The organism is Bacillus sp. FSL W8-0640, from assembly GCF_038007725.1.
GTDB lineage: Bacteria > Bacillota > Bacilli > Bacillales > Bacillaceae_G > Bacillus_A > Bacillus_A cereus.
This window is the reverse complement of the sequence record NZ_JBBOXT010000004.1, coordinates 1-18,727: the sequence shown is the minus strand read 5'-3', so window position 1 is coordinate 18,727 and position 18,727 is coordinate 1. Positions and strand designations below refer to the sequence as shown.

Below are 18,727 nucleotides of genomic sequence, written 5' to 3'. Positions count from 1 at the left end.
TTAAATTCCCTTTAAAAAGTCTCTTATGTCAACCGCATGTCTAGCCAAGATATATCCACAACATGCACCAATTAAAATTTCTATTGCCTTTGTACGGTGACCCAATGCCCAGGCCGCGCCCGAAAAGATAATAACTAAAACTACGCCCGCATCAAACCCGTTCATAATGGCACTATGAACATTGCCAAACGTCCCGTTAACTCCCGCGGCAAATGTTACTTTTGGAAGTATTAATATTAATGAACTCCCTGTAGCTGTAAAAACCTTTTTAAATACGTTCTTACTATTTGTTTCTTTATGTGCTTTCTTTTTATAACTTTGGTCCATAAAAGAGCGAAAAGAAATCGTTTCTGTCTTAGTCATGATGCAACACCCCTCGTATAATTTTAAAAGAACTACACATACTACTTATAAATGAAAAGTAGGAGGTCTAACGATATGCATGTTGCAATTGCTGTCGCTGTAGGCGCGATTATTGGATCACTTGTTAATGTTTTTGTTGGGTAAAAATACAGGCAGTGAGCTTTTTGAAGGCTCCTGTCTTTTTGTTTGTGCCTTAATTTGTTCAATACGTGCCGCGGCACTTAATTTCTTCTTTCCTGTTACACTCTGTTCGTCTTGTCGAATTGGTGAAGGTACTTGTTTTCTATCCTCTTCGCATGTTATTTTTTTATGTTTATCGGGTATATCGTTCCAGATCAATTTCTTTACATAACCCGAAAAATTTTTACGCTTTACATGCTGTAACATAATCCGATCCTTTTCATTCTTCTTATTAAATGCTACAGGTTTACTAAACTTTGATCTTTCCATTCTGTTCACCCTCCCCGATGTGACCGATAATATCGGTATTACTAAAACGTATTCCTTTCTGTTTGTACGTTATTCACCTTTTTATACAAAAAAATTCTCTACTTTTTTATTTAATCGATATGAGCGGTAATATCACTTTTCCCATAAAAAAATGACCCTTTTAGGCCACATTTTTAATCATTAGCTATCAGCGTGCTTTACGCTATTAGCTATATGCCGACAATATGAAACTTGTGCAAGTACAACACGAAAAAGAAGCATCCTTGCAATAATTCCGAAATATAAGAATTTTAAAATCGTATTAAAGTATAAAATGTTATAATTATACTGTTCCTTTTGCATCCATGAAAAGGATTTTAAAACCGTAAGACACTTAGAGAGGGGAAACAACTATGTCACTTTTACAGCAACATTTTGAAGAAAGAAGAGATTACATTTTCAATCGTCTTAAACAACCAGAATACATAGAAAGAAGCATAGAAAAAGTTCGACAAGCTCAAAAAGAGATCAAAAATACAGTGCGAACGATTAAAGATTTGTTACTCTTAGACAAAACAACTGATTCTTGTTTACCAGAGGTTGCTCAATTTTCTCTTCAACACATTACAAATTCAGAGTCATTTGAGAATGTCAAAAACCTGGTTCCATCCTCTATAAAAAAGTTAAGTGAAGAAGAACGCGCAAAAGTATTAGATGAAACATTAAGCGTAGCAAACCAAATCATGAATTTAGAACGTACTGTTTTTATCATGATGTTTAATTCAAAAGAGAAAATCCTCATGGATTCTTATAAGAAAAAGCGTAGATCACAAACAGAACTTCATTATGATGTTGCTGACAAAGAAGGGTTCGACAAGGCTTTTTATGATGAGCGTATCGATTCATTACAAAATGATATTCGTGTACTATCTTTCAAAAAGCTATGTGAAAATGAACCCGCACCAGAAGACTTAGAACTATTCAAACAACGTTATGAAACAATTATTTTGCCAAAAGTACAAGAAATTATTTCTCTAATTGAACCAAGTTTAATAGATATAGACATATTTTTAAATCCAGTAATCGAGTATGGTGTAGGAGAAATCAATTTAGATGAAATGATTCAAAAACTACACAAAAACCTTTCTCTATTTCACGAATTATCGAAAGTTGAATATTGCCCAACGGTTGAGCTAACAGTAAAAGAATATGTATTCTTAGAAGCTATGAACCGTTCCAAAAAAGGAGAGGAGTTGCAACCGTCTAAATGATGTATACACAAGAAAAGTTTTATGAAAATCTTATAGAAGAAAAGAAAGAAGTGACAATTTTTCTAATAAACGGTGTCAGAGTACCTGGAAAAATTATCGCTGTTGATAAATTTTCGGTACTAGTTTTAAGCAACGGAAAGCAACAGTTCATTTATAAACAAGCAATTTCAACGGTTTCTTTATAAACACATCTCACTTCAAAAGTTACATACATAATGTACTCTAGATATAAGAGTTAGTTTTTTTCCTTTAGGGCAAGGCTGGTTTCAGCCTTGTTTTTTTGTTTGCAATTTTTTAGATACATTTTTTTCGAGATTCTATATATATAGGAGTTTAAAAGAAAAAGTGGATATGAGATTACTACATGACGTGATAGAAGATTGAAAAAAGAATCGAGCTATCTTGTAGGGGTATCGTCACATGCCCATCAACTTAAGTTTTTAATGTCCCCCCAAAACGATAAAAATAAACTTGGTTGCCATAAAAGACATCACGTTTTTATTCTGAAAGCATTATAAAAGTTTAACCTAATGATTATATAGAAGGTACCGATTATTAGGGAAATTATACAATAAGATGTCCGGAGATAATATAGTTGTTTAATTTACATTATCAAGACCTAAATCAAAAAAGTCATAAAAAATAAGGAGTGATACATATTAGTCATTGACTAATATGTATCACTCCTTTACTTCTTGCTCCACAATCGCACCCGATTCTGGAAAATTTAAAAAACGTTTATTTTTCTTTTAACATTGAATACTTTCGATAAGTTTTATAGAAATTGATACCCAAAAAAACAAACAGAAGTGTGGAAGACAACTTCAAAAGGACAAATGGAGTTTCAAATAAAAATGCCTTCCAAAATAATGAACCTTTCATACTCCAAAGACCTTCATGATATAATCCCGAATCCTTGTAAAACATATAAGAATAAGCTAAACACAGCATAACCAACCAAAATGAATAATTCATTAATTTTTTATAATGATTATCCTTTGATTGGCGATCCGAGAAGATTTCATTTTGATCATCATCTTCTTTTTGCCAATACCGTATTCCACTAAGCCAGGGCCCTTTTATATAGTTCCAACCGAAATCCTCATATATCCCTTTGTATTCAACCAACTTTTTCTTAGGTAAATAATCTTGATAATCAAGTCGTATAACATATCTCTTGTCAGTTTTTTCGAAAGTGTATATTCCTAATCCACTAATATTTGTACAACGATAGCCTTTTTGTAATTGCTCGTTCAGCCATTGCTCCTCTTTTTCAATATCAAAAAACATCTTACTAAATTTCTTCATTCGATTCACTTCCTTCGTACAGGGATAAAATATGCAATAACCTGTTTTGTTCCATTTTCAAAATAGCGCTTCCTTCTGCAGTTATCATATAAACTTTTCTCCGACCGGACTCTCCAACAGGTTCAATCCAACCATGCTTATTCAAGTTTTCAATCGCACCGTATAATGTACCAGCTGCTAAAATAACAGTACCGTTACTTATCTTTTCTATCTTCTGCATTACGGCATAGCCATGGAGTGGCTCACGCATGGCTAATAAAATATAATGCATGGTTTCAGACAACGGTAATAATTTATGTTTCATATACTCACCCTTTATTCAGTTTGACTATATAGTTCAACTTAATAATAACTTAATACAGTTCAACTGAATAGTCAACAACATTTTCAAAATTAGTCAAAGGAACTTAAAGTAAAAAGCTTGATAACAAGGGGGAAATCAATCGAAAAAGTCACCTCCCTTACGTAAGGGAAAGCGACTTTTTGTGTAGTCTTATTCAATTAAATGGTCGATTGTTTAATAATAAATTCCTTATAAACTAGAACTTTTTATAAACCTCTGCATAAGCAACTTTCAATTGCTTACGTAATTTTTTATTTTCTTCTTCTAACTTCTTATTCTTACGTTTAAGCGATTCAATAAGAGCTTCCTTATTGTTATCGTTCGTTTTACGTTTTATTTGTTGTTGAGTTAAGGATTGCGATTGTTGCTGACGTAATGTCTCGATTCGTTCCCTAAGGTCGGAATGGTTATATAATGTTGCCTTAGCTACACCAGCTTCACTTGCAACGCTATTAAAATTAATGTTCTCATTAGCTCTTACGAGCCTTTTAATAGCCTCATTGACCTTTATATAGGTCTTCTCTTTTCTTTCTTGATGAAGCTGTTTTAAATGCTCTTTACGGTTATAATTAACTATTCGAAACACCTTGCTTTCTTTTTATCCGATCTAATCTTCCGAAAATAATATTACCTTGTTTTAAAGTTTGATAAAGTTGATGGGCATGGGGCACCATACATGCCCATCAACTTAAGCACATTAACTACCCACTAAGTGTAAAAAAACGTTATTCTTTTTAAACAAGCTATCTTTGTGGGTTTGAAATAAAGTTACGATGTTTTTAAGATAGACGCGAAGTTTTGATTGAATTTTTTTATAAAACTAAATGTTTATTTAAAAAGTAATGCATCCATTTTGATTAGACTTTTTTCAAAATGGATTTTTTATTTTATTGAAACTATCCAATATACTTATATTTTATATAAGAAAAAAATGTTTTTGTATAATTAAACTTTACTTTTTATAAAATAGGTTTAATATAGGTATTAAGAAAGGAAGGTGTTAACTATGAAGGAAAAATATGGGGACTCCGTATTGAATAAAGTGTATGAACATAGAGTGTTAAGAAGAATGTCACAAAAAGATTTAGCTGATGCTGTTGGAGTTTCTAAGCAAACGATATTTGTTATGGAAAAGAATAATTATTCTCCTTCACTGGTGTTGGCATATCGAATAGCAAATTATTTTGAGGTTGATATAAAAGAAATATTCTCTTATGTAGGAAAGGAAGATAATAATGCTTGATCTATTAAATAACTGGATGTCAGAAAGCACAGACAATTTTAATATCATTGTAGGATTTATATCACTTCTACTTGTAGGTTCAGCAATTGTGCTTTTTATTATGATGAAAAAATTTGGTCAACCGGATGAAAGAACAAATGCTATTTATCTTAAAATTATTTCTTGTATGTTTGGTACTCAAATTGTAACGAATGCCATATTTATTTCTTTGGTGAGTAAAGATATGTATTTCCGTCAATTTTTCATATTATTTGAAGGCATTGTCTTCTTCGTTGGAGCTATTTATTCTGTTAGATTATATAGAAAAGAATTTAAATAATTTAATTGTAAAAAACAGTAGTGATTTTATACACTACTGTTTTTTTATTGCCTCGGTTGTAGGTGCTAGCTAATTGTGTGGGGACAAAACCCCTCAAACAACATCGCATAAGGGCATTTACAAAGGACAATTCGAAGTGCATTGTAGAAAATACCTAATTGGAGATATAGAAAGGATGATGTTTTTTATGAATCGTTCGATTCAAAGTGAACTACAATTATTTGCTGAAGAATTATATGAACATCTTACTCCTTCACTTTTAGAAAACCTTGCTAGAGAACTAGGGTTTGTACAACGGAAACGGAAGTTTTCAGGTCATGATTTAGTTACTATCTGTGTCTGGATTAGTCAACGGGTAGCGAGTGATTCTTTAGTACGACTGTGTAGTCAACTTCATGCTGTTACAGGGACTCTTATGAGTCCAGAAGGACTCAATAAGCATTTCAATAAAAAAGCTGTTTGCTTTTTAAAACACATTTTCTCTACATTATTAAAAAGTAAAATTTGTGAAACATCAGTAATTCCAAGTTCTTCAATCACTTATTTTCAAAGAATTCGTATTTTAGATGCAACGATTTTCCAGATACCAAAGCATTTAGCTAGTGTGTACCCTGGGTCAGGTGGCTGTGCCCAAACAGCGGGTATAAAAATTCAGTTAGAATATGATTTACATAGTGGTCAGTTTTTAAATTTCCAAGTGGAAGCAGGGAAAAATAATGATAAAACCTTTGGAACAGAGTGTTTAGCAACATTACGTCCTGGTGATCTATGTATTCGGGATTTAGGCTATTATTCACTGGATGATTTAGATCAAATGGACCGACGTGGCGTGTATTATATATCACGGCTCAAATTAAACAATAGGGTGTATATCAAAAATGAATCTCCTGAATACTTTCGAAATGGAACAATAAAAAAACAATCTCAGTACATCAAAGTTGATTTAGAGCACATTATGGATACCTTAAAACCAGGGCAAGTCTATGAAATAAAAGATGCGTATATTGGAAAGGATAAAAAACTATTCACTCGGGTGATTATGTATCGATTAACGGAAAAACAGCTTCGTGAGCGTATGAAAAAACAAGTGTATACGGAAAGTAAAAAAGGCATTACATATTCGGAAAAAAGTAAACGATTAGCTGGCATGAACCTGTATGTTACCAACACACCTTGGGAGATTGTCCCGATGGAACAAATCCATGATTTTTACTCTCTCCGCTGGCAAGTTGAAATCATCTTTAAAACTTGGAAATCCTTATTTCAAATTCATCATTGGCAAAATATTAAACAAGAGCGATTAGAATGCCATGTTTATGGAAAACTCATTACCATTTTTTTATGCTCTTCTATTATGTTTAAGATGCGACAATTAATTTTGCAAAAGAAGAAACAGGAATTAAGTGAATATAAAGCAATTGGAATGATTCAAGATCATTTATCGATTTTGTATCAAGTCATACAACAAAACACCCAAGAAATAACAAAGATTTTAATCCGCCTGTTCCACTTGCTCCAGAAGAATGGCCGGAAATCTCATCGATATGAGAAGAAAACAGTCTTTGATATTTTGGGTGTTATCTATGAATATAATGGATTGAGAAAACAAAAGAAAGCTGCATAATTTTTAAAAACGATACCTATCTAGGTTTATTTGGTATGCTCATTTTTAAAGATACCATATATTCTAAGAGTTTTTTGATTATATGAACGAAAGTTCATCCTGTTTACACTCTTAAGTTGATGGGCATGGGGTATCGTCAGCATTTTGGAAAAACCCCACGCTAGGCAAATTTGAATAAGAAAAGAGCCGAATTTTCCCCGTTAAGGGTAAATTGGCTCTTTGTTATTTAAAAGACGTAAGGAATATAAACTTATTACATGCAATCCCTCAAACTTATATTGTCCTAAGAAATCTAAATTTTAGAGAATATTCACAGCTGTAATTTTGCAAGTTGAAATTGCAAACCTAACGATTGTATCTGGACTTATAGGTAAAGTACCTAGCACTATACCAAGACCTGTTTGTTCCACATTAAAATCTGCTGCAGTAGAACCAGTACTTGCTAAAAGATTCACTGTAGAACCAATAAGCGTATCTAGTAATTCCCTAATTGGTCGTTCACGACAATCACATTCGCATCCTAAATCTACAGGTGGAAGTAATGTTATAGGTGGTCCTGGCGGTAAAAAACCTACCCCTGTTACATCAGAAATATTGACCACAAAGGATGTGGTACCATCTGTAACTGTAACTAAAAAATCACTTACGGAAGTAATAGTAAATAAAAAGAAAAGAGGGGGGACGTTTGGCGCGTCTGCAATAGTTCCAAGAAGCACAGTTTCCCCAATAAGTTGTTGTAAGACATTCTGCATAGGTAAAACACAGCAATCACACAGACAACCTTCAGTCTCTCCAGTAGGTCCCGTAACTCCAGTAAGCCCTGTAACTCCAGTAGGTCCCGTAACTCCAGTAAGCCCTGTAACTCCAGTAGGTCCTGTAACTCCAGTAGGCCCTGTAACCCCAGTAGGTCCTGTAACTCCAGTAGGTCCTGTAACTCCAGTAGGTCCTGTAACTCCAGTAGGTCCTGTAACTCCAGTAGGTCCCGTAACTCCAGTAGGCCCTGTAACTCCAGTAGGTCCCGTAACTCCAGTAGGTCCCGTAACTCCAGTAGGTCCCGTAACTCCAGTAGGTCCCGTAACTCCAGTAGGTCCGGTGGGTAATGTGAATGATGGAATTGGTGACAATGTAGGACCTACAAGGTTAGGATCAAGTGCTCCAGTAGATATGAAATCCTCTGGATTTAATTCTTTTGAATTATTTTCACTTCTATTTGACATGTATACACCTCCTTCTCTCTAAAGAATTTATTCATTGTATGGCTTGTACATACCATGAAATAGTAAATCAAAGTTAGCTTCATATGTATTTTATAAACAGTTACAAATAATGTGTGTTATCACAGAATTAGAAAGAAATTTGATTGCGGAACAGGTAAAAGAAGGATCGGATGCAAGTAAAAAGCACGAAAAAAATTAGGTAGATTTAAAAACGATCTATCATTAAACCCCTTACACGAAAAATATTGGTAAATATCCAATCTTTTTTTCATGTAAATAGGCTCTCATGCAAGAAGAGCACGAGAGCCTATTTACATTCGGGAACTGCCTTTTATTATTATAAAGAAAAAATCCATATAAAACCAATGGGTTTTTCTATATTAAGACGCTACATTTTCTATATTCTATGGTAAAATTAGTGATTGAGGGCACAATTTTTCAAGAAAAAAAGGCAAACAATATAAATACTTTCTGAAAGTGTTCAATTCAAGTTCAACAAAAAGCATTTGTTATTCTATAGCAAATGCTTTTTGACAAATGATCTCCTTTTTTATAACATAAAAAAGGAATTGAGTGTACGAGACTCAATTCCTTAGGTGAAGTCATTTGCCAACGAATACCTGGTAAAAGAATCCTTCTTTTATGATTGGATTCTTTTACTTTGTTTTGAGCATAAAGTGTAATACTGTATAGGCCATTTTTCTTGTTGAACATCCTCGTTTGAGTGCTAATTGTTGTAAGAGTTTTTGCTGAAATGGTGATAATTCAATTTCTACAAAATGTTGAAAAGCATGAGATTGCCTTACAGGTATATCCTCCATATAGATATAATCTAAGCCTTCTGTTACTAACTCCGATGCAATTTGATCTAAATTTTCGTTATACAATGCGAACTCTTCCAATCTTTCATATAAATGTGGTTCTAATGAAATTAATAATTTCTTATTATTTTTTCGGAATTTCTGTTTTTGGCCTTTCCAATAATTTTGCTCTTGCATAACTGCATGTAACATTTTAATTCCCCCTATTTATAATTTAAATTTGTATTTCTCCCTTACAATTAAATCCCTACTTATTGTTTCTTACAGTATCAACAGCGGCTAAACAGGCGGCTATCCCTAGACGTTTTTCACTATATATTTTCTTGTTCACTGTTAGGTACCAGCACCCATTTTCTTTTACGCTCAATAGATCGTCATATTGCCTCCCTAATTTTTCTAAAATAAAAGTGGATTCCTCAACGGGATTAAAATATTCAACTGGCATTCTAATAAATGGTGTGCGATTCTTACCCCAATATGTACCGCATGTTTCTAGCCCCAAAAACTCTTTCGCAATGACATAATCTAGCCTTTCTGTTGCAACAGATAAATCATGATATGGTATCCACCAATTAGAATCACTCATAGCCACAAACTCTTTTGCAATACTGTTGTATAGAATTTGACAAATACTAATCCCTTCAAAATCATCTTGTGTGACAACAAAATCAGACTGTCTTAATTTGTGCCCGTTTTTATCCGTTGTACCAATTTCAAACTCTTCACTTTTCAACAATTGGACTGTTTTCATCACATTAAGTTCCCCCTTTATTTCTTAAATGAACATGCTAAAATATTTTTGAAGGCATCTTATTTCTTGTTCCCTTCACCAATACGATCACTCATCACACTTCCCCTTTCTGTTGCTTTATAGCAATGGAAAGGGATTGTTTTGTAAAGCGGCTTTTACTCTCTTGCATAGCATTTTGAAGTAATTTCAACTTTGTTTCTTTGCAAAGAACTCTCCATACAGATACACCGATTTTCATTTTCTTGCCTCCCTTTTATAATTCTTCTCCACATTCATGACAAACCGTTATAGATTCATCTGTTCCCTTTATTTCGATTGTTTGATTATCTCCATGTGTACAAGAAATCTCTTTGTTTTCTAACTGTTTTTTTATGTGAATCACAACTTCTTCAATGCAGTAATAACATAGTCTTCCTAACGCAAATCCTTCCGCGGCACTCTCTCCGCACGCTCTACATTTGTAATCTTCCATGTGATTGCTCCTTTCTTTCTTAAAGGACTAATTCACTAAGCCGACAGCAATCAACGCACTAATTAAGATCAAACCAATAAATTGCATGGTATTTTTTAATGATTGGATCAATGCTTTCTCTCCTTTCTAGAGTAATGATTTTAAAAATAGGCGTTCTTCCATATGACTTCCCTCTAAAACCCATAGAGGATACCCGAAAATAAGTAGGTGAAAAGCATCATGAAAATTGAGGTTGCAAAGAAACCATAAAACCAAATCTGATCGGAAACATTTTCTTCAATACCAAAATAACGATTTAACTTTTTGTAATTTTCTGAAATGGATGAGTAAAATTTTTTGAGGAACTTAAATTTAAGGTGAGGTTGTGTTAAAATAGGCTCACCAGACGTAATTTTAATAAGGATTTGTTTCATAGCCATTCTTCCTTTCTTAAATTATGATTCTGTATTAGAGAAAGATGTTTTTGAGCTGGCAGGCTAGGGAACATCTTTCTTTTAAAATATTAGTTTTTTCTTTCTCCAAACCACTTTATCATTGCTTCAGAAGTAATAATCCATTCTTTTCTCTTTCCATTCGGCTTAATAAAGCATTTAATTAATCCCTGTTTAATCATTACTTCTCTTTCTTGATCCGCTTTTTTAGAAATTCCCTCTTGTAACTTGTTCCTTAAAGTTGAATCAGGTATCTTCCAATAGAATGCGGCTTCACTTGGTGTCATGTAGTTATCAATTGCTTTCATAATTGTTTTCCCTCCACAATACTTTTGCTATAATATTTGTAGAAGGATTGAAGGGAATTGACAGGCTCCCTATAATAAATCCTAAATTCATTTCAAAGCCATCTATCACATTGATAATGGCTTATTTTATTATTTATCCTCCTTCTTTAAGTTTTACTATAACCTCATTATAGGACTTATAAGTCCTATAATCAACCGCTTTTTGTTTTTTTATTTCGTATTTTTTCGACAAATAAAAAAGCCCTATGAATGTAGGACTTTTAATATATGGAAAATTGCACAAGGTTAAAATGATTCTTCGGCTTCTCTTATTCTTTTACTTCGTTCATCTGTATAAGTGACTTCTTTAATTTCCAAAAACTCTTCTTTATTAAAAACAATCACTTCTCTTTCCACATGTAAGCCTAAGGAAAAAGCATAATTATCCTCTATTACTTCTTTCATAGGACATAAATTCTCATAAAATAAAATACTTTTAATTGGAACTTCTACTGCGACTTGAACCTCTGTACAATAACGATTAGGATCAATAGTAAAAGAAGATAACATATTAGTTTTTATTTTAGATGAGTCTTTATAAAAATGATCTAGCTCGTTTCGATTTAACCCCCGATATAGTAATACATTGTTTGTTTTAAACTCTGTTTTTAGTTTTTCTTGTGTTACATTATATAGCCGAGCAATTTCCATTTTCATTTCTTGTTCAATCATTTTATAACCTGGTTTATTTTTGATTTTGTTAATAATGTGTTCTCGATAACCAAATGTTGCGTTAAATGGAGCCCCAAAAATAGAGCATACCATTTCAGTTAGTAAAAATTTTGCTTCCTGTTCATCATTACTGCCACCAACCCATGAAGATATGTTTTCGAACACCCCTTTTAATTCAGGCCAATCGCCAAACAGTAAGTAATCCAAATATTTATTGTTAATATGCAGTCTTTGATTTAATTCCATTTTGATTTCCCTCTCCTTTTATCATTTGTTTTTTATACGAAATAAGATAGCTCTTTATTAATTAATCACAGCTTGAACTTCCAGCATCACTAGAAGAAGAATCGCCACAATTACTTGATGAATTATCATGATGTGAGTGGAATGTAGATGTAGTTGCAACAGGTGATACATAAGCTGAATTATCATCTGTATAAGTAGAAGATTTTGCGGATTTCTTACGTTGTTTACTCTTAAATAGTGGTGAATCATTGTAACAAACTTCATCATATCGATTTTCAAATGCGTCTTTTCGTAATTCTCTAAGTTGAGCCTTTTTACTTTCCTGTCTTTCCTCTATTTGTTGAGCCCTTTTTTCTAAAAAACGATATGAAAGTCTTATAAGGCGCCATAACAGGAATGTAACTATAACGAAAATACAAGACAGTTTTATAATTGTCATAGCCCTATCCCCTTTATTTCACAACGATCTTCACTTTTGCACCGTCTGGTAATTTCTCCACTTTATTCCCAATATACGAACCAGCACCACGATTATCAGCTGGTTTTATATGCCTAACACTTGCACCTTTTCCTCCCTCAAAACACATGGCCATGGGATATTCATCCCGATCATATCCCTTTTTTGTTGGAACATTTGCTAATGACTGTTTTCTCCTTTCTGCGGCTCCAGCCCGATCAATTGTACAAATATCTGTCTTGCCATTTGCAATCGCATCTTTAATATGTGCCGCTGTTTCTGGATACTTATTCGATGGAAACTCTATAACTTGTGCAATATCTTGTGATCCACTTGTTTGTTTTGCGTGATTTGGATTTTGAATTGCTGAACATCCCGAAAATAATAATCCCATCACTAAAAAACTACTTACCAACCCTTTAAAATTCATCATATTCCCCCTTATGAAAATCTTAATTGAGTTCACTAAACACATAATCATAAAATGCATCTGCAACATTTTCCACAAGATGATAAGAAACATGCTTTTCCAATGACTTCATTAACATTGGTTTTTCATCTTTAAAATCAATCGCATAATCCATTAAGAAACTCCAATTCCAGGATGGAATTGCAATCAAACAACTATGTTTCATTTCATGTTCACAAAAATAAACCATTGGTGATCCACATTGCTTTAATGCTTCAAACTCCACATATTTCATCTATAATCCTCCTATTCTTTATTACTTAAATTAGAATATTTCTAATATCTTTTTTAAAATCTTTAATTTCACAAAATGTATTACGTGGATTTTATGTCATGTGATTGACAGGACCTCTGGTTTATGTTGTTTACTCATTTGCCTTACTGGCCAACTCAAATCAGCAATAAACCATAGAGTGCGAGCAACTACATTTAATTTCTTCTTATGTGCTTTCCACATCATCTCCATATCTATATCAAAATCTATCTGTGGAATATCATGTATTGTTTTCAATTGAAAAATAAATATAATTTTACTTTTATTATTCTCTAAAAAGCGATACGCATAAGTATAAGCATCCTGTTCACACCAATGTAAATCCTCTAGAGTATTCGCAGTCTCTATATAATTTAGTTGATAATCATTTTGTAAGAGTGCCCATCTTTCTTTAAAGAAATTCAACTGTTCACAATGTCTCAATTCATGAATTAGCATGAATACAATAGTCCAATGTAATTGATCCACGTCATATCTATTTACAATTAAATCTTCAAATACAATAACAGTGTCTCTATCCCATTTATTCTTTTTATTACTTTTTCCAAAAAAACCACCGTCGGCCCCAGTCTTTAAAACTGCCCGTACATCTTTTTCAAATTTTGGCGTCAAACGGTTACTTATAAAAAATTCTTCTGATTTTGCAATATAAACATCAACTCGTAATGTCCTCATTTCTATTGGCATAAGCTCAAACAATTGATTTAATTGTGAATCAGAAACATATTCCCCTTGATTGTGAAATTTCACTTTTTCATCCCCTTTAGCTCTTATAGCGTAAAATCTTCCATTGTTTTACGAATTTCATCGGCTTCTACACCGATGTATTGTAGTGTTTGTCTTTGTGTCGCATGACCAAATAACTTCATTAAATAATACACATCTTTCATTTTTTTATAATACTGATAGCCAAACGTTTTGCGCATACTATGAGTTCCCCAATGTTCTGAATCAATCCCACAAGCCTGTGCTGCTTTATGCAAAAACGTATGAGCCATTTGTCTTGTGATTGGCTTATCTCCTTGACGACTTGGAAATAACCAATCGGAATCTGCCATGTTACTTGTATATTTCGCAATTTCTTGTTGTAAAACAGTATTGAAATATACTTCTACCGTTGTATCTGTTTTTTCCATTTTAATTTTTATAACATGTTTCCCTCGAACATCTTTTACACGCAACCGTAAAATGTCACTAATGCGTAAACCTGTGTTAATTCCAAAATAAAATAAAAAGTAATTTCGATATGAGGAATTTTGCAAAAGCCAATCTTTCATTTCTTCAATTTTTTCTATTGAACGAATTGGCTCTTTTGCCCCAGGTTTTCGTCCCCCTTTCGTCATAAAACATGACCTCCTAAACCTATGTTGTAAGCTATAATATGTAAAACTTAGTTTAACTATAACTATAATTTGTTAAACTTACAATCTTTTTCTTTTCATTTTATAGCGAAAAAAACCAGTAATACCATAGAAAAACGCATGATATCACTGGTTCTTATGAGTTTAACATTTTGTATCTTTTGTAAAACTCGTTTATTGAATAAAAAAATCCCTTCACGATTTGTGAAGGGTTCAGTATACATTGAAATGGGCCTTCCATTTTAATATGTAAAAGAAAAAATTCGTATTGATAAAATTCACTTTCTTATCGTTTGAGTGCTGAACAATTAGTAACCGTAACATTTAAATACATCATATTAATGGTGTAAACACATTAAAAAACAAATATAGTCCGTCCATGCTAAAATTTAAATACATCTTATGTCAGTGTTAAACATGGTCAACATTCTTTGGAGCAAAGATTTTATACATACTTAAATACATCTTATGTTAGTATTAACCTCCGAGACGGAGCTAAAAAGTTTATCGAACTCATGAATTTAAATACATCTTATGTTAGTGTTAAACGAAAATGTCCGTGAATGACACCGTTTGACCTCATTATTTAAATACATCTTATGTTAGTGTTAAACTTTCATGGAATATTGGAATTATGGAAAAGTGTCCCATTTAAATACATCTTATGTTAGTGTTAAACCCCGATGAAATACAGATAGATACTTTAACAAATATGGAAAAAACCTGATAAGATGAATATTAAACATTATTTTACCAGCAAATAGATGTATTGTGTAACGGTTTTTGTGTTACACCCTTCAGAGCATGAAAATGCCCACGCATCAATGTTTATTTACATTTGATACTACCTTACGGAGTGTTGGCACTTGGTAAATTTCTTATGTGCTACTTCTCCATTTATGGCGTGTAAATCCACCAAATTATTTAATATGGACTCAATTATCTACATTAATCCAGGTATCCTAACTCTTCTATATACTCTTCCATACATTTTTTTGAATGCAATTTGCTTTGTACCGCTAATTGTTTATTTATAATATTTTCGATGTCATAAGTGGAAATGTTTTTCGCCGCATTATAATCAGCATGTGTTTTATATCCACACTGCTTACATTCAAACATAGCTTGTGTACAACGATTTTCTTTACAAATATATCCGCATTGACTACATCGTTGACTCGTATACGCTGGGACAACTTTAATAACTTCAATTCCATAAATCTCTGCCTGATTTTTGATTTTCTCCTGCAAATCAAAATAAGTCCAATCTTTAAGAACCTTATCATTTTTTGATATACCTTTTAAAAGTTCCATTTGAATACGCCCGCAATTATGTTTTAGACACTGTTTCACTATATAGTTTGCATATTTATGATTAGTGCTATTTCGAAACTTAGCTATTTTATTACTTAACACGTCTATGGGCTGTAATCGTTTCGTCCTACCTTTTCCAGTTCTGCTATTACTACAATATTTACTTTGTTTCAATAAGTTGATACGTCTCTGTCGAATTCTTTCATTAAACATTTTAATTTCATCACTTTTAATATTGCTACGAATAAATCCTTCATTAAATGCAAAGTAAACTGTATTTATTCCACCCATATCAATTCCCATGATTAATTCTTTATCAAATTTATTTTCTTTTATAGCATTGAATTTATAAGTAATTGATAAATACCACTTATTTTTGTATTTATGAATCATACATGCGCCTTTGCTGTATGTTTGATTGATTAATCGGTCTAAAATAACTTTCATGCTTTTTTGTTTTTGGGTACCTAACTTTACAAAAATCTTCCCTTTTGGGACATCGCCATTTTCCTTATGAAAATCTCGTGAAAAAAGAGATATACCAGCAATATAATCTCCATTCTTCTCTTTTATTATGTCTACTGAATTATTATGGAGATCAATTGGTATGCGATTTCGAAAAGAAGGAATTGACATCTCACCTTTTCTAATTTCATTTCTTCTACTCTTCCAGGTTTTTATAATTTTTTGAAGAGTGGTAGACATGTTTCCCTTATGTATATCTGGATATTTACTTTGTAATGTATGGTATATATAACCATCAATTTTCTTCTGTGTACACCCATACAAATCTTGGACAGTAGGGTATGTCCCTCTTTCTTTAAAGTAGTCAAAGGATAAAGCATCAAACTCCCATAATTGTTGAATGGTTCGATTACTTATCGTTCTGACCTGATATGTTAAGTTTCGTAAATGTTTTTCAAATATTGTCCAATCGACATTCATTGGACATAAAATTTGATATTTCATTATCTTAATTGTTACTCCCAAAAATGTCACCTCTTCATGTCCCTGATGTCACCATCCTAACCAAATCAACAAAAATTATACTATTAGGGGTCACCATACATGCCCATCAACTTAGATTTTTTTACTTCTCTTATATTAAACCCAAGAAAAAAATTATAAATTGTAGTAATACTTACTTAACTGTATCCAGGCTATTAGCATTTTCTCTATAAATCTATATATGAATACAATTTGGAATTATTTAACAATAATGTTGAATAATTGTTCCCATGTTATAAAATTAAAAAGAACTAGTTCAAAAAAAATGAAAAGGAGAAAAAATATTATGAAGAAGAAATTCAGTTTCATTTTTATTATTGCTACGTTTTTATTAACAACAGTCAATGTATTTGGAGGACAAACAGCTAAAGCAGATACGATAACCCGTTACGGTAAGATAAGTAATTACACGCCTTACAAACCAGGGTCTGACGGAAAGTGGATGACGGATAATGATTGCGCTGTTGACTCAAGTGAGGCATATATTAGAAAGGGCACCAAAATTGTAGTAACGAACTTAGATAAAGGGAAATCTAGAGTTCTTGAGAAATGGGATTATGGCGAGTTTAAAAAATTTGGTGTTATAGTGGATGTACTTCCTAATACATTTGTGGCATTAGGGGGAAAACTAAGTGATGGTCAGATTAAGAATGGTCGAACTGAAAGATCCGGTGGAATAGCGATAACCGAATAATTTTCGAAAAAATCCGGATATAATACTTTATATCTGGATTTTTTTTAGGGGGGATATAATGAAGAAAACCATAGTTTTTTCATTAATAGCTGTATCTTTGTGTATCATACTTAGTTACAAATTCCTTACATCTGGGAGCGTTGTTGTTAATAAAAATGATACACCTTCTCAAAAATTATACATAAACCTATTTGAACCTAAGCTTCTTACAAATACATTTTATGAATATGATCCAACGTTACAAGAAAATACAGTATTATTAAAGAAAAAGATACCAGATTATACTACTTTTTCTTATTCAAAACTCCATAACAAATTGTACTTTGCTGATAAATCTGAAGACGGTACAATGCAATTGTTTGTTAAGGACTTACAAAAAAATCAAATAAGGCAATTGACTAAGGAATTAGGTAATGTAGATCTTATACAAATAGATAACAAACAAACAACGGTTTTCATGAGAGTTTTATTAAAAGATGAGTATCGTAATTTTCATATTGCCACTTATAATATTGAAAAGGATAAGTTAGAAATATGGGAAAAAGACGATAAGGATAAAAGTATTTTGGATTTTGATTACAATCCCATTAATAATAAATTAGTTATAGTTTCCTTTTCTGAGGCTGAGGATAAAAAGAAGCTTGAAGAAGCAAATGAAAAACAAATCACAATGCGTCCAGCTAAATACAGTTTAGATATTTATAATGTGGATGGAAATAAAGAAAAACATGTTAGCTTAGTGGAAAAATTTATTAGCGGGGCTTCATTTGCCGATGATGAAAGTTCAGTGATATTCAGTTATGATGAAAATTTGACCAACCCTACTTCCCATATTGCAGAAATAAATTTGAATTCCAAAAAAATAAAGCCACTATTTGACGATACGGAAAAACACTTTAAAATAAGAGCGTTAAAGTATAGTGAAAAAAGTGAAGGTTTCTTTTTTTTATCAAGTCTTTATGATAGTAAAAAAGATTATAATACATTGGGGTCCCCAAAGGAAAGTGTGCTTTCTTATTATGATATTAAGAAAAAAACAGTCAAAGATATATGGCATACTGATAAAGGAGTAATCGTTAATTATTCAATGGAGATAAAATGAATGTGAAATATTAATTGAATTCTAAAACAAGTAACAAAGAAAACAATCGATTTCTTGATCCAGGAACAGGAATTTATATTCCTTCGAACATTAATTATACTCCTGGTGGCGGTGGCCATTAAAAAAATAACACCTACAATGTAGGTGTTATTTTCAGAGTGTTGGGAAACCCTTTAGGGTTCCCCACACTC

The 18,727-nt window shown here is 32.3% G+C and carries 26 protein-coding genes, 1 pseudogene and 1 CRISPR repeat array; of the genes and pseudogenes, 8 read left to right on the top strand and 19 right to left on the bottom strand.

Annotation, left to right across the window (positions count from 1 at the left end):
* Together N2V80_RS30065 and N2V80_RS30060 are read right to left on the bottom strand one after the other, a co-directional pair.
* Complete coding sequence (locus tag N2V80_RS30065) at positions 1-363, bottom strand: hypothetical protein (RefSeq protein ID WP_061655299.1); 363 nt, start codon at positions 361-363, stop codon at positions 1-3.
* Between the two features lie 117 nt (positions 364-480).
* Positions 481-813 (bottom strand): hypothetical protein, encoded by a 333-nt coding sequence (locus N2V80_RS30060; RefSeq protein WP_061655298.1) that lies wholly within the window; start codon positions 811-813, stop codon positions 481-483.
* A 392-nt stretch (positions 814-1,205) separates the two neighbouring features.
* Here N2V80_RS30060 and N2V80_RS30055 point away from each other — a divergent pair, with 392 nt between their 5' ends.
* Together N2V80_RS30055 and hfq are read left to right on the top strand one after the other, a co-directional pair.
* The gene (locus tag N2V80_RS30055) at positions 1,206-2,063 is read left to right on the top strand and encodes a hypothetical protein (RefSeq protein ID WP_061655297.1); all 858 of its coding nucleotides are present in this window, start codon (positions 1,206-1,208) and stop codon (positions 2,061-2,063) included.
* Complete coding sequence (gene hfq, locus N2V80_RS30050; RefSeq protein WP_172793968.1) at positions 2,063-2,248, top strand: RNA chaperone Hfq; 186 nt, start codon at positions 2,063-2,065, stop codon at positions 2,246-2,248. Before N2V80_RS30055 ends, hfq begins: the two co-directional genes overlap by 1 nt.
* Before the next feature lie 553 nt (positions 2,249-2,801).
* Here hfq and N2V80_RS30045 read toward each other — a convergent pair.
* From N2V80_RS30045 to N2V80_RS30035, 3 genes are all read right to left on the bottom strand, one after another.
* Positions 2,802-3,371 (bottom strand): DUF2812 domain-containing protein, encoded by a 570-nt coding sequence (locus tag N2V80_RS30045; RefSeq protein ID WP_061530225.1) that lies wholly within the window; start codon positions 3,369-3,371, stop codon positions 2,802-2,804.
* Positions 3,358-3,675, bottom strand: coding sequence for a PadR family transcriptional regulator (locus N2V80_RS30040; protein WP_017151361.1), 318 nt, complete (start codon positions 3,673-3,675; stop codon positions 3,358-3,360). Before N2V80_RS30040 ends, N2V80_RS30045 begins: the two co-directional genes overlap by 14 nt.
* Positions 3,676-3,910: 235 nt before the next feature.
* Positions 3,911-4,291, bottom strand: a complete 381-nt coding sequence (locus tag N2V80_RS30035; protein WP_061655329.1) for a DUF6262 family protein — start codon at positions 4,289-4,291, stop codon at positions 3,911-3,913.
* 429 nt (positions 4,292-4,720) lie between these two features.
* On the opposite strand from N2V80_RS30035, the gene N2V80_RS30030 reads away from it, so the two are divergent.
* From N2V80_RS30030 to N2V80_RS30020, 3 genes are all read left to right on the top strand, one after another.
* Positions 4,721-4,957 carry a helix-turn-helix transcriptional regulator gene (locus tag N2V80_RS30030; RefSeq protein ID WP_061655295.1) on the top strand — a complete coding sequence of 79 codons (237 nt, stop codon included), beginning with the start codon at positions 4,721-4,723 and terminating at the stop codon, positions 4,955-4,957.
* The gene (locus tag N2V80_RS30025; protein WP_061655294.1) at positions 4,950-5,276 is read left to right on the top strand and encodes a hypothetical protein; all 327 of its coding nucleotides are present in this window, start codon (positions 4,950-4,952) and stop codon (positions 5,274-5,276) included. Before N2V80_RS30030 ends, N2V80_RS30025 begins: the two co-directional genes overlap by 8 nt.
* Before the next feature lie 187 nt (positions 5,277-5,463).
* The gene (locus N2V80_RS30020; protein WP_061655328.1) at positions 5,464-6,900 is read left to right on the top strand and encodes an IS4 family transposase; all 1,437 of its coding nucleotides are present in this window, start codon (positions 5,464-5,466) and stop codon (positions 6,898-6,900) included.
* Positions 6,901-7,199: 299 nt separating this feature from the next.
* Here N2V80_RS30020 and N2V80_RS30015 read toward each other — a convergent pair whose 3' ends face one another.
* The gene (locus N2V80_RS30015) at positions 7,200-8,117 is read right to left on the bottom strand and encodes an exosporium leader peptide-containing protein (RefSeq protein ID WP_340981165.1); all 918 of its coding nucleotides are present in this window, start codon (positions 8,115-8,117) and stop codon (positions 7,200-7,202) included.
* A gap of 100 nt (positions 8,118-8,217) precedes the next feature.
* Here N2V80_RS30015 and N2V80_RS30010 point away from each other — a divergent pair.
* Positions 8,218-8,310: pseudogene (locus N2V80_RS30010) on the top strand (recombinase family protein); the annotation flags it as partial.
* 463 nt (positions 8,311-8,773) lie between these two features.
* Here N2V80_RS30010 and N2V80_RS30005 read toward each other — a convergent pair.
* The 13 genes from N2V80_RS30005 to N2V80_RS29945 all read right to left on the bottom strand — a co-directional run bounded on the left by N2V80_RS30005 (position 8,774) and on the right by N2V80_RS29945 (position 16,722).
* Positions 8,774-9,130 carry a hypothetical protein gene (locus tag N2V80_RS30005; RefSeq protein WP_061656025.1) on the bottom strand — a complete coding sequence of 119 codons (357 nt, stop codon included), beginning with the start codon at positions 9,128-9,130 and terminating at the stop codon, positions 8,774-8,776.
* Between the two features lie 55 nt (positions 9,131-9,185).
* The gene (locus N2V80_RS30000; protein WP_061656026.1) at positions 9,186-9,689 is read right to left on the bottom strand and encodes a hypothetical protein; all 504 of its coding nucleotides are present in this window, start codon (positions 9,687-9,689) and stop codon (positions 9,186-9,188) included.
* A 94-nt stretch (positions 9,690-9,783) separates the two neighbouring features.
* Positions 9,784-9,927 (bottom strand): hypothetical protein, encoded by a 144-nt coding sequence (locus N2V80_RS29995; RefSeq protein WP_000690451.1) that lies wholly within the window; start codon positions 9,925-9,927, stop codon positions 9,784-9,786.
* 15 nt (positions 9,928-9,942) lie between these two features.
* Positions 9,943-10,161, bottom strand: coding sequence for a hypothetical protein (locus N2V80_RS29990; protein WP_061656024.1), 219 nt, complete (start codon positions 10,159-10,161; stop codon positions 9,943-9,945).
* 173 nt (positions 10,162-10,334) lie between these two features.
* Entirely contained in the window at positions 10,335-10,574 is a 240-nt protein-coding gene (locus N2V80_RS29985; RefSeq protein ID WP_000809621.1) for a DUF3961 domain-containing protein, read from the bottom strand.
* Positions 10,575-10,663: 89 nt separating this feature from the next.
* Positions 10,664-10,900 carry a hypothetical protein gene (locus tag N2V80_RS29980; protein ID WP_061656023.1) on the bottom strand — a complete coding sequence of 79 codons (237 nt, stop codon included), beginning with the start codon at positions 10,898-10,900 and terminating at the stop codon, positions 10,664-10,666.
* Positions 10,901-11,185: 285 nt separating this feature from the next.
* A complete protein-coding gene (locus tag N2V80_RS29975; RefSeq protein WP_061656022.1) occupies positions 11,186-11,857 on the bottom strand; it encodes a hypothetical protein in 672 nt (223 codons plus the stop codon).
* Positions 11,858-11,918: 61 nt separating this feature from the next.
* Entirely contained in the window at positions 11,919-12,296 is a 378-nt protein-coding gene (locus N2V80_RS29970) for a hypothetical protein (protein WP_061656021.1), read from the bottom strand.
* 13 nt (positions 12,297-12,309) lie between these two features.
* Positions 12,310-12,744, bottom strand: a complete 435-nt coding sequence (locus tag N2V80_RS29965) for a NucA/NucB deoxyribonuclease domain-containing protein (RefSeq protein WP_061656020.1) — start codon at positions 12,742-12,744, stop codon at positions 12,310-12,312.
* Between the two features lie 22 nt (positions 12,745-12,766).
* Positions 12,767-13,018: a YueH family protein gene (locus N2V80_RS29960; RefSeq protein WP_061656019.1), complete on the bottom strand. Its 252-nt coding sequence runs from the start codon at positions 13,016-13,018 to the stop codon at positions 12,767-12,769.
* 96 nt (positions 13,019-13,114) lie between these two features.
* Positions 13,115-13,807, bottom strand: a complete 693-nt coding sequence (locus N2V80_RS29955; protein WP_061656018.1) for a hypothetical protein — start codon at positions 13,805-13,807, stop codon at positions 13,115-13,117.
* Positions 13,808-13,827: 20 nt separating this feature from the next.
* Positions 13,828-14,400, bottom strand: a complete 573-nt coding sequence (locus N2V80_RS29950; RefSeq protein WP_016123529.1) for a tyrosine-type recombinase/integrase — start codon at positions 14,398-14,400, stop codon at positions 13,828-13,830.
* A 405-nt stretch (positions 14,401-14,805) separates the two neighbouring features.
* A CRISPR array of direct repeats spans positions 14,806-15,097; the repeat unit is 30 nt; unit sequence ATTTAAATACATCTTATGTTAGTGTTAAAC.
* A gap of 269 nt (positions 15,098-15,366) precedes the next feature.
* Positions 15,367-16,722, bottom strand: coding sequence for an RNA-guided endonuclease TnpB family protein (locus tag N2V80_RS29945; protein ID WP_061656017.1), 1,356 nt, complete (start codon positions 16,720-16,722; stop codon positions 15,367-15,369).
* Between the two features lie 304 nt (positions 16,723-17,026).
* Here N2V80_RS29945 and N2V80_RS29940 point away from each other — a divergent pair, with 304 nt between their 5' ends.
* Both N2V80_RS29940 and N2V80_RS29935 read left to right on the top strand, forming a co-directional pair.
* Entirely contained in the window at positions 17,027-17,434 is a 408-nt protein-coding gene (locus N2V80_RS29940) for a hypothetical protein (RefSeq protein WP_061656016.1), read from the top strand.
* 58 nt (positions 17,435-17,492) lie between these two features.
* Complete coding sequence (locus N2V80_RS29935) at positions 17,493-18,536, top strand: hypothetical protein (RefSeq protein ID WP_061656015.1); 1,044 nt, start codon at positions 17,493-17,495, stop codon at positions 18,534-18,536.
* The last annotated feature ends 191 nt before the right edge of the window (positions 18,537-18,727 follow it).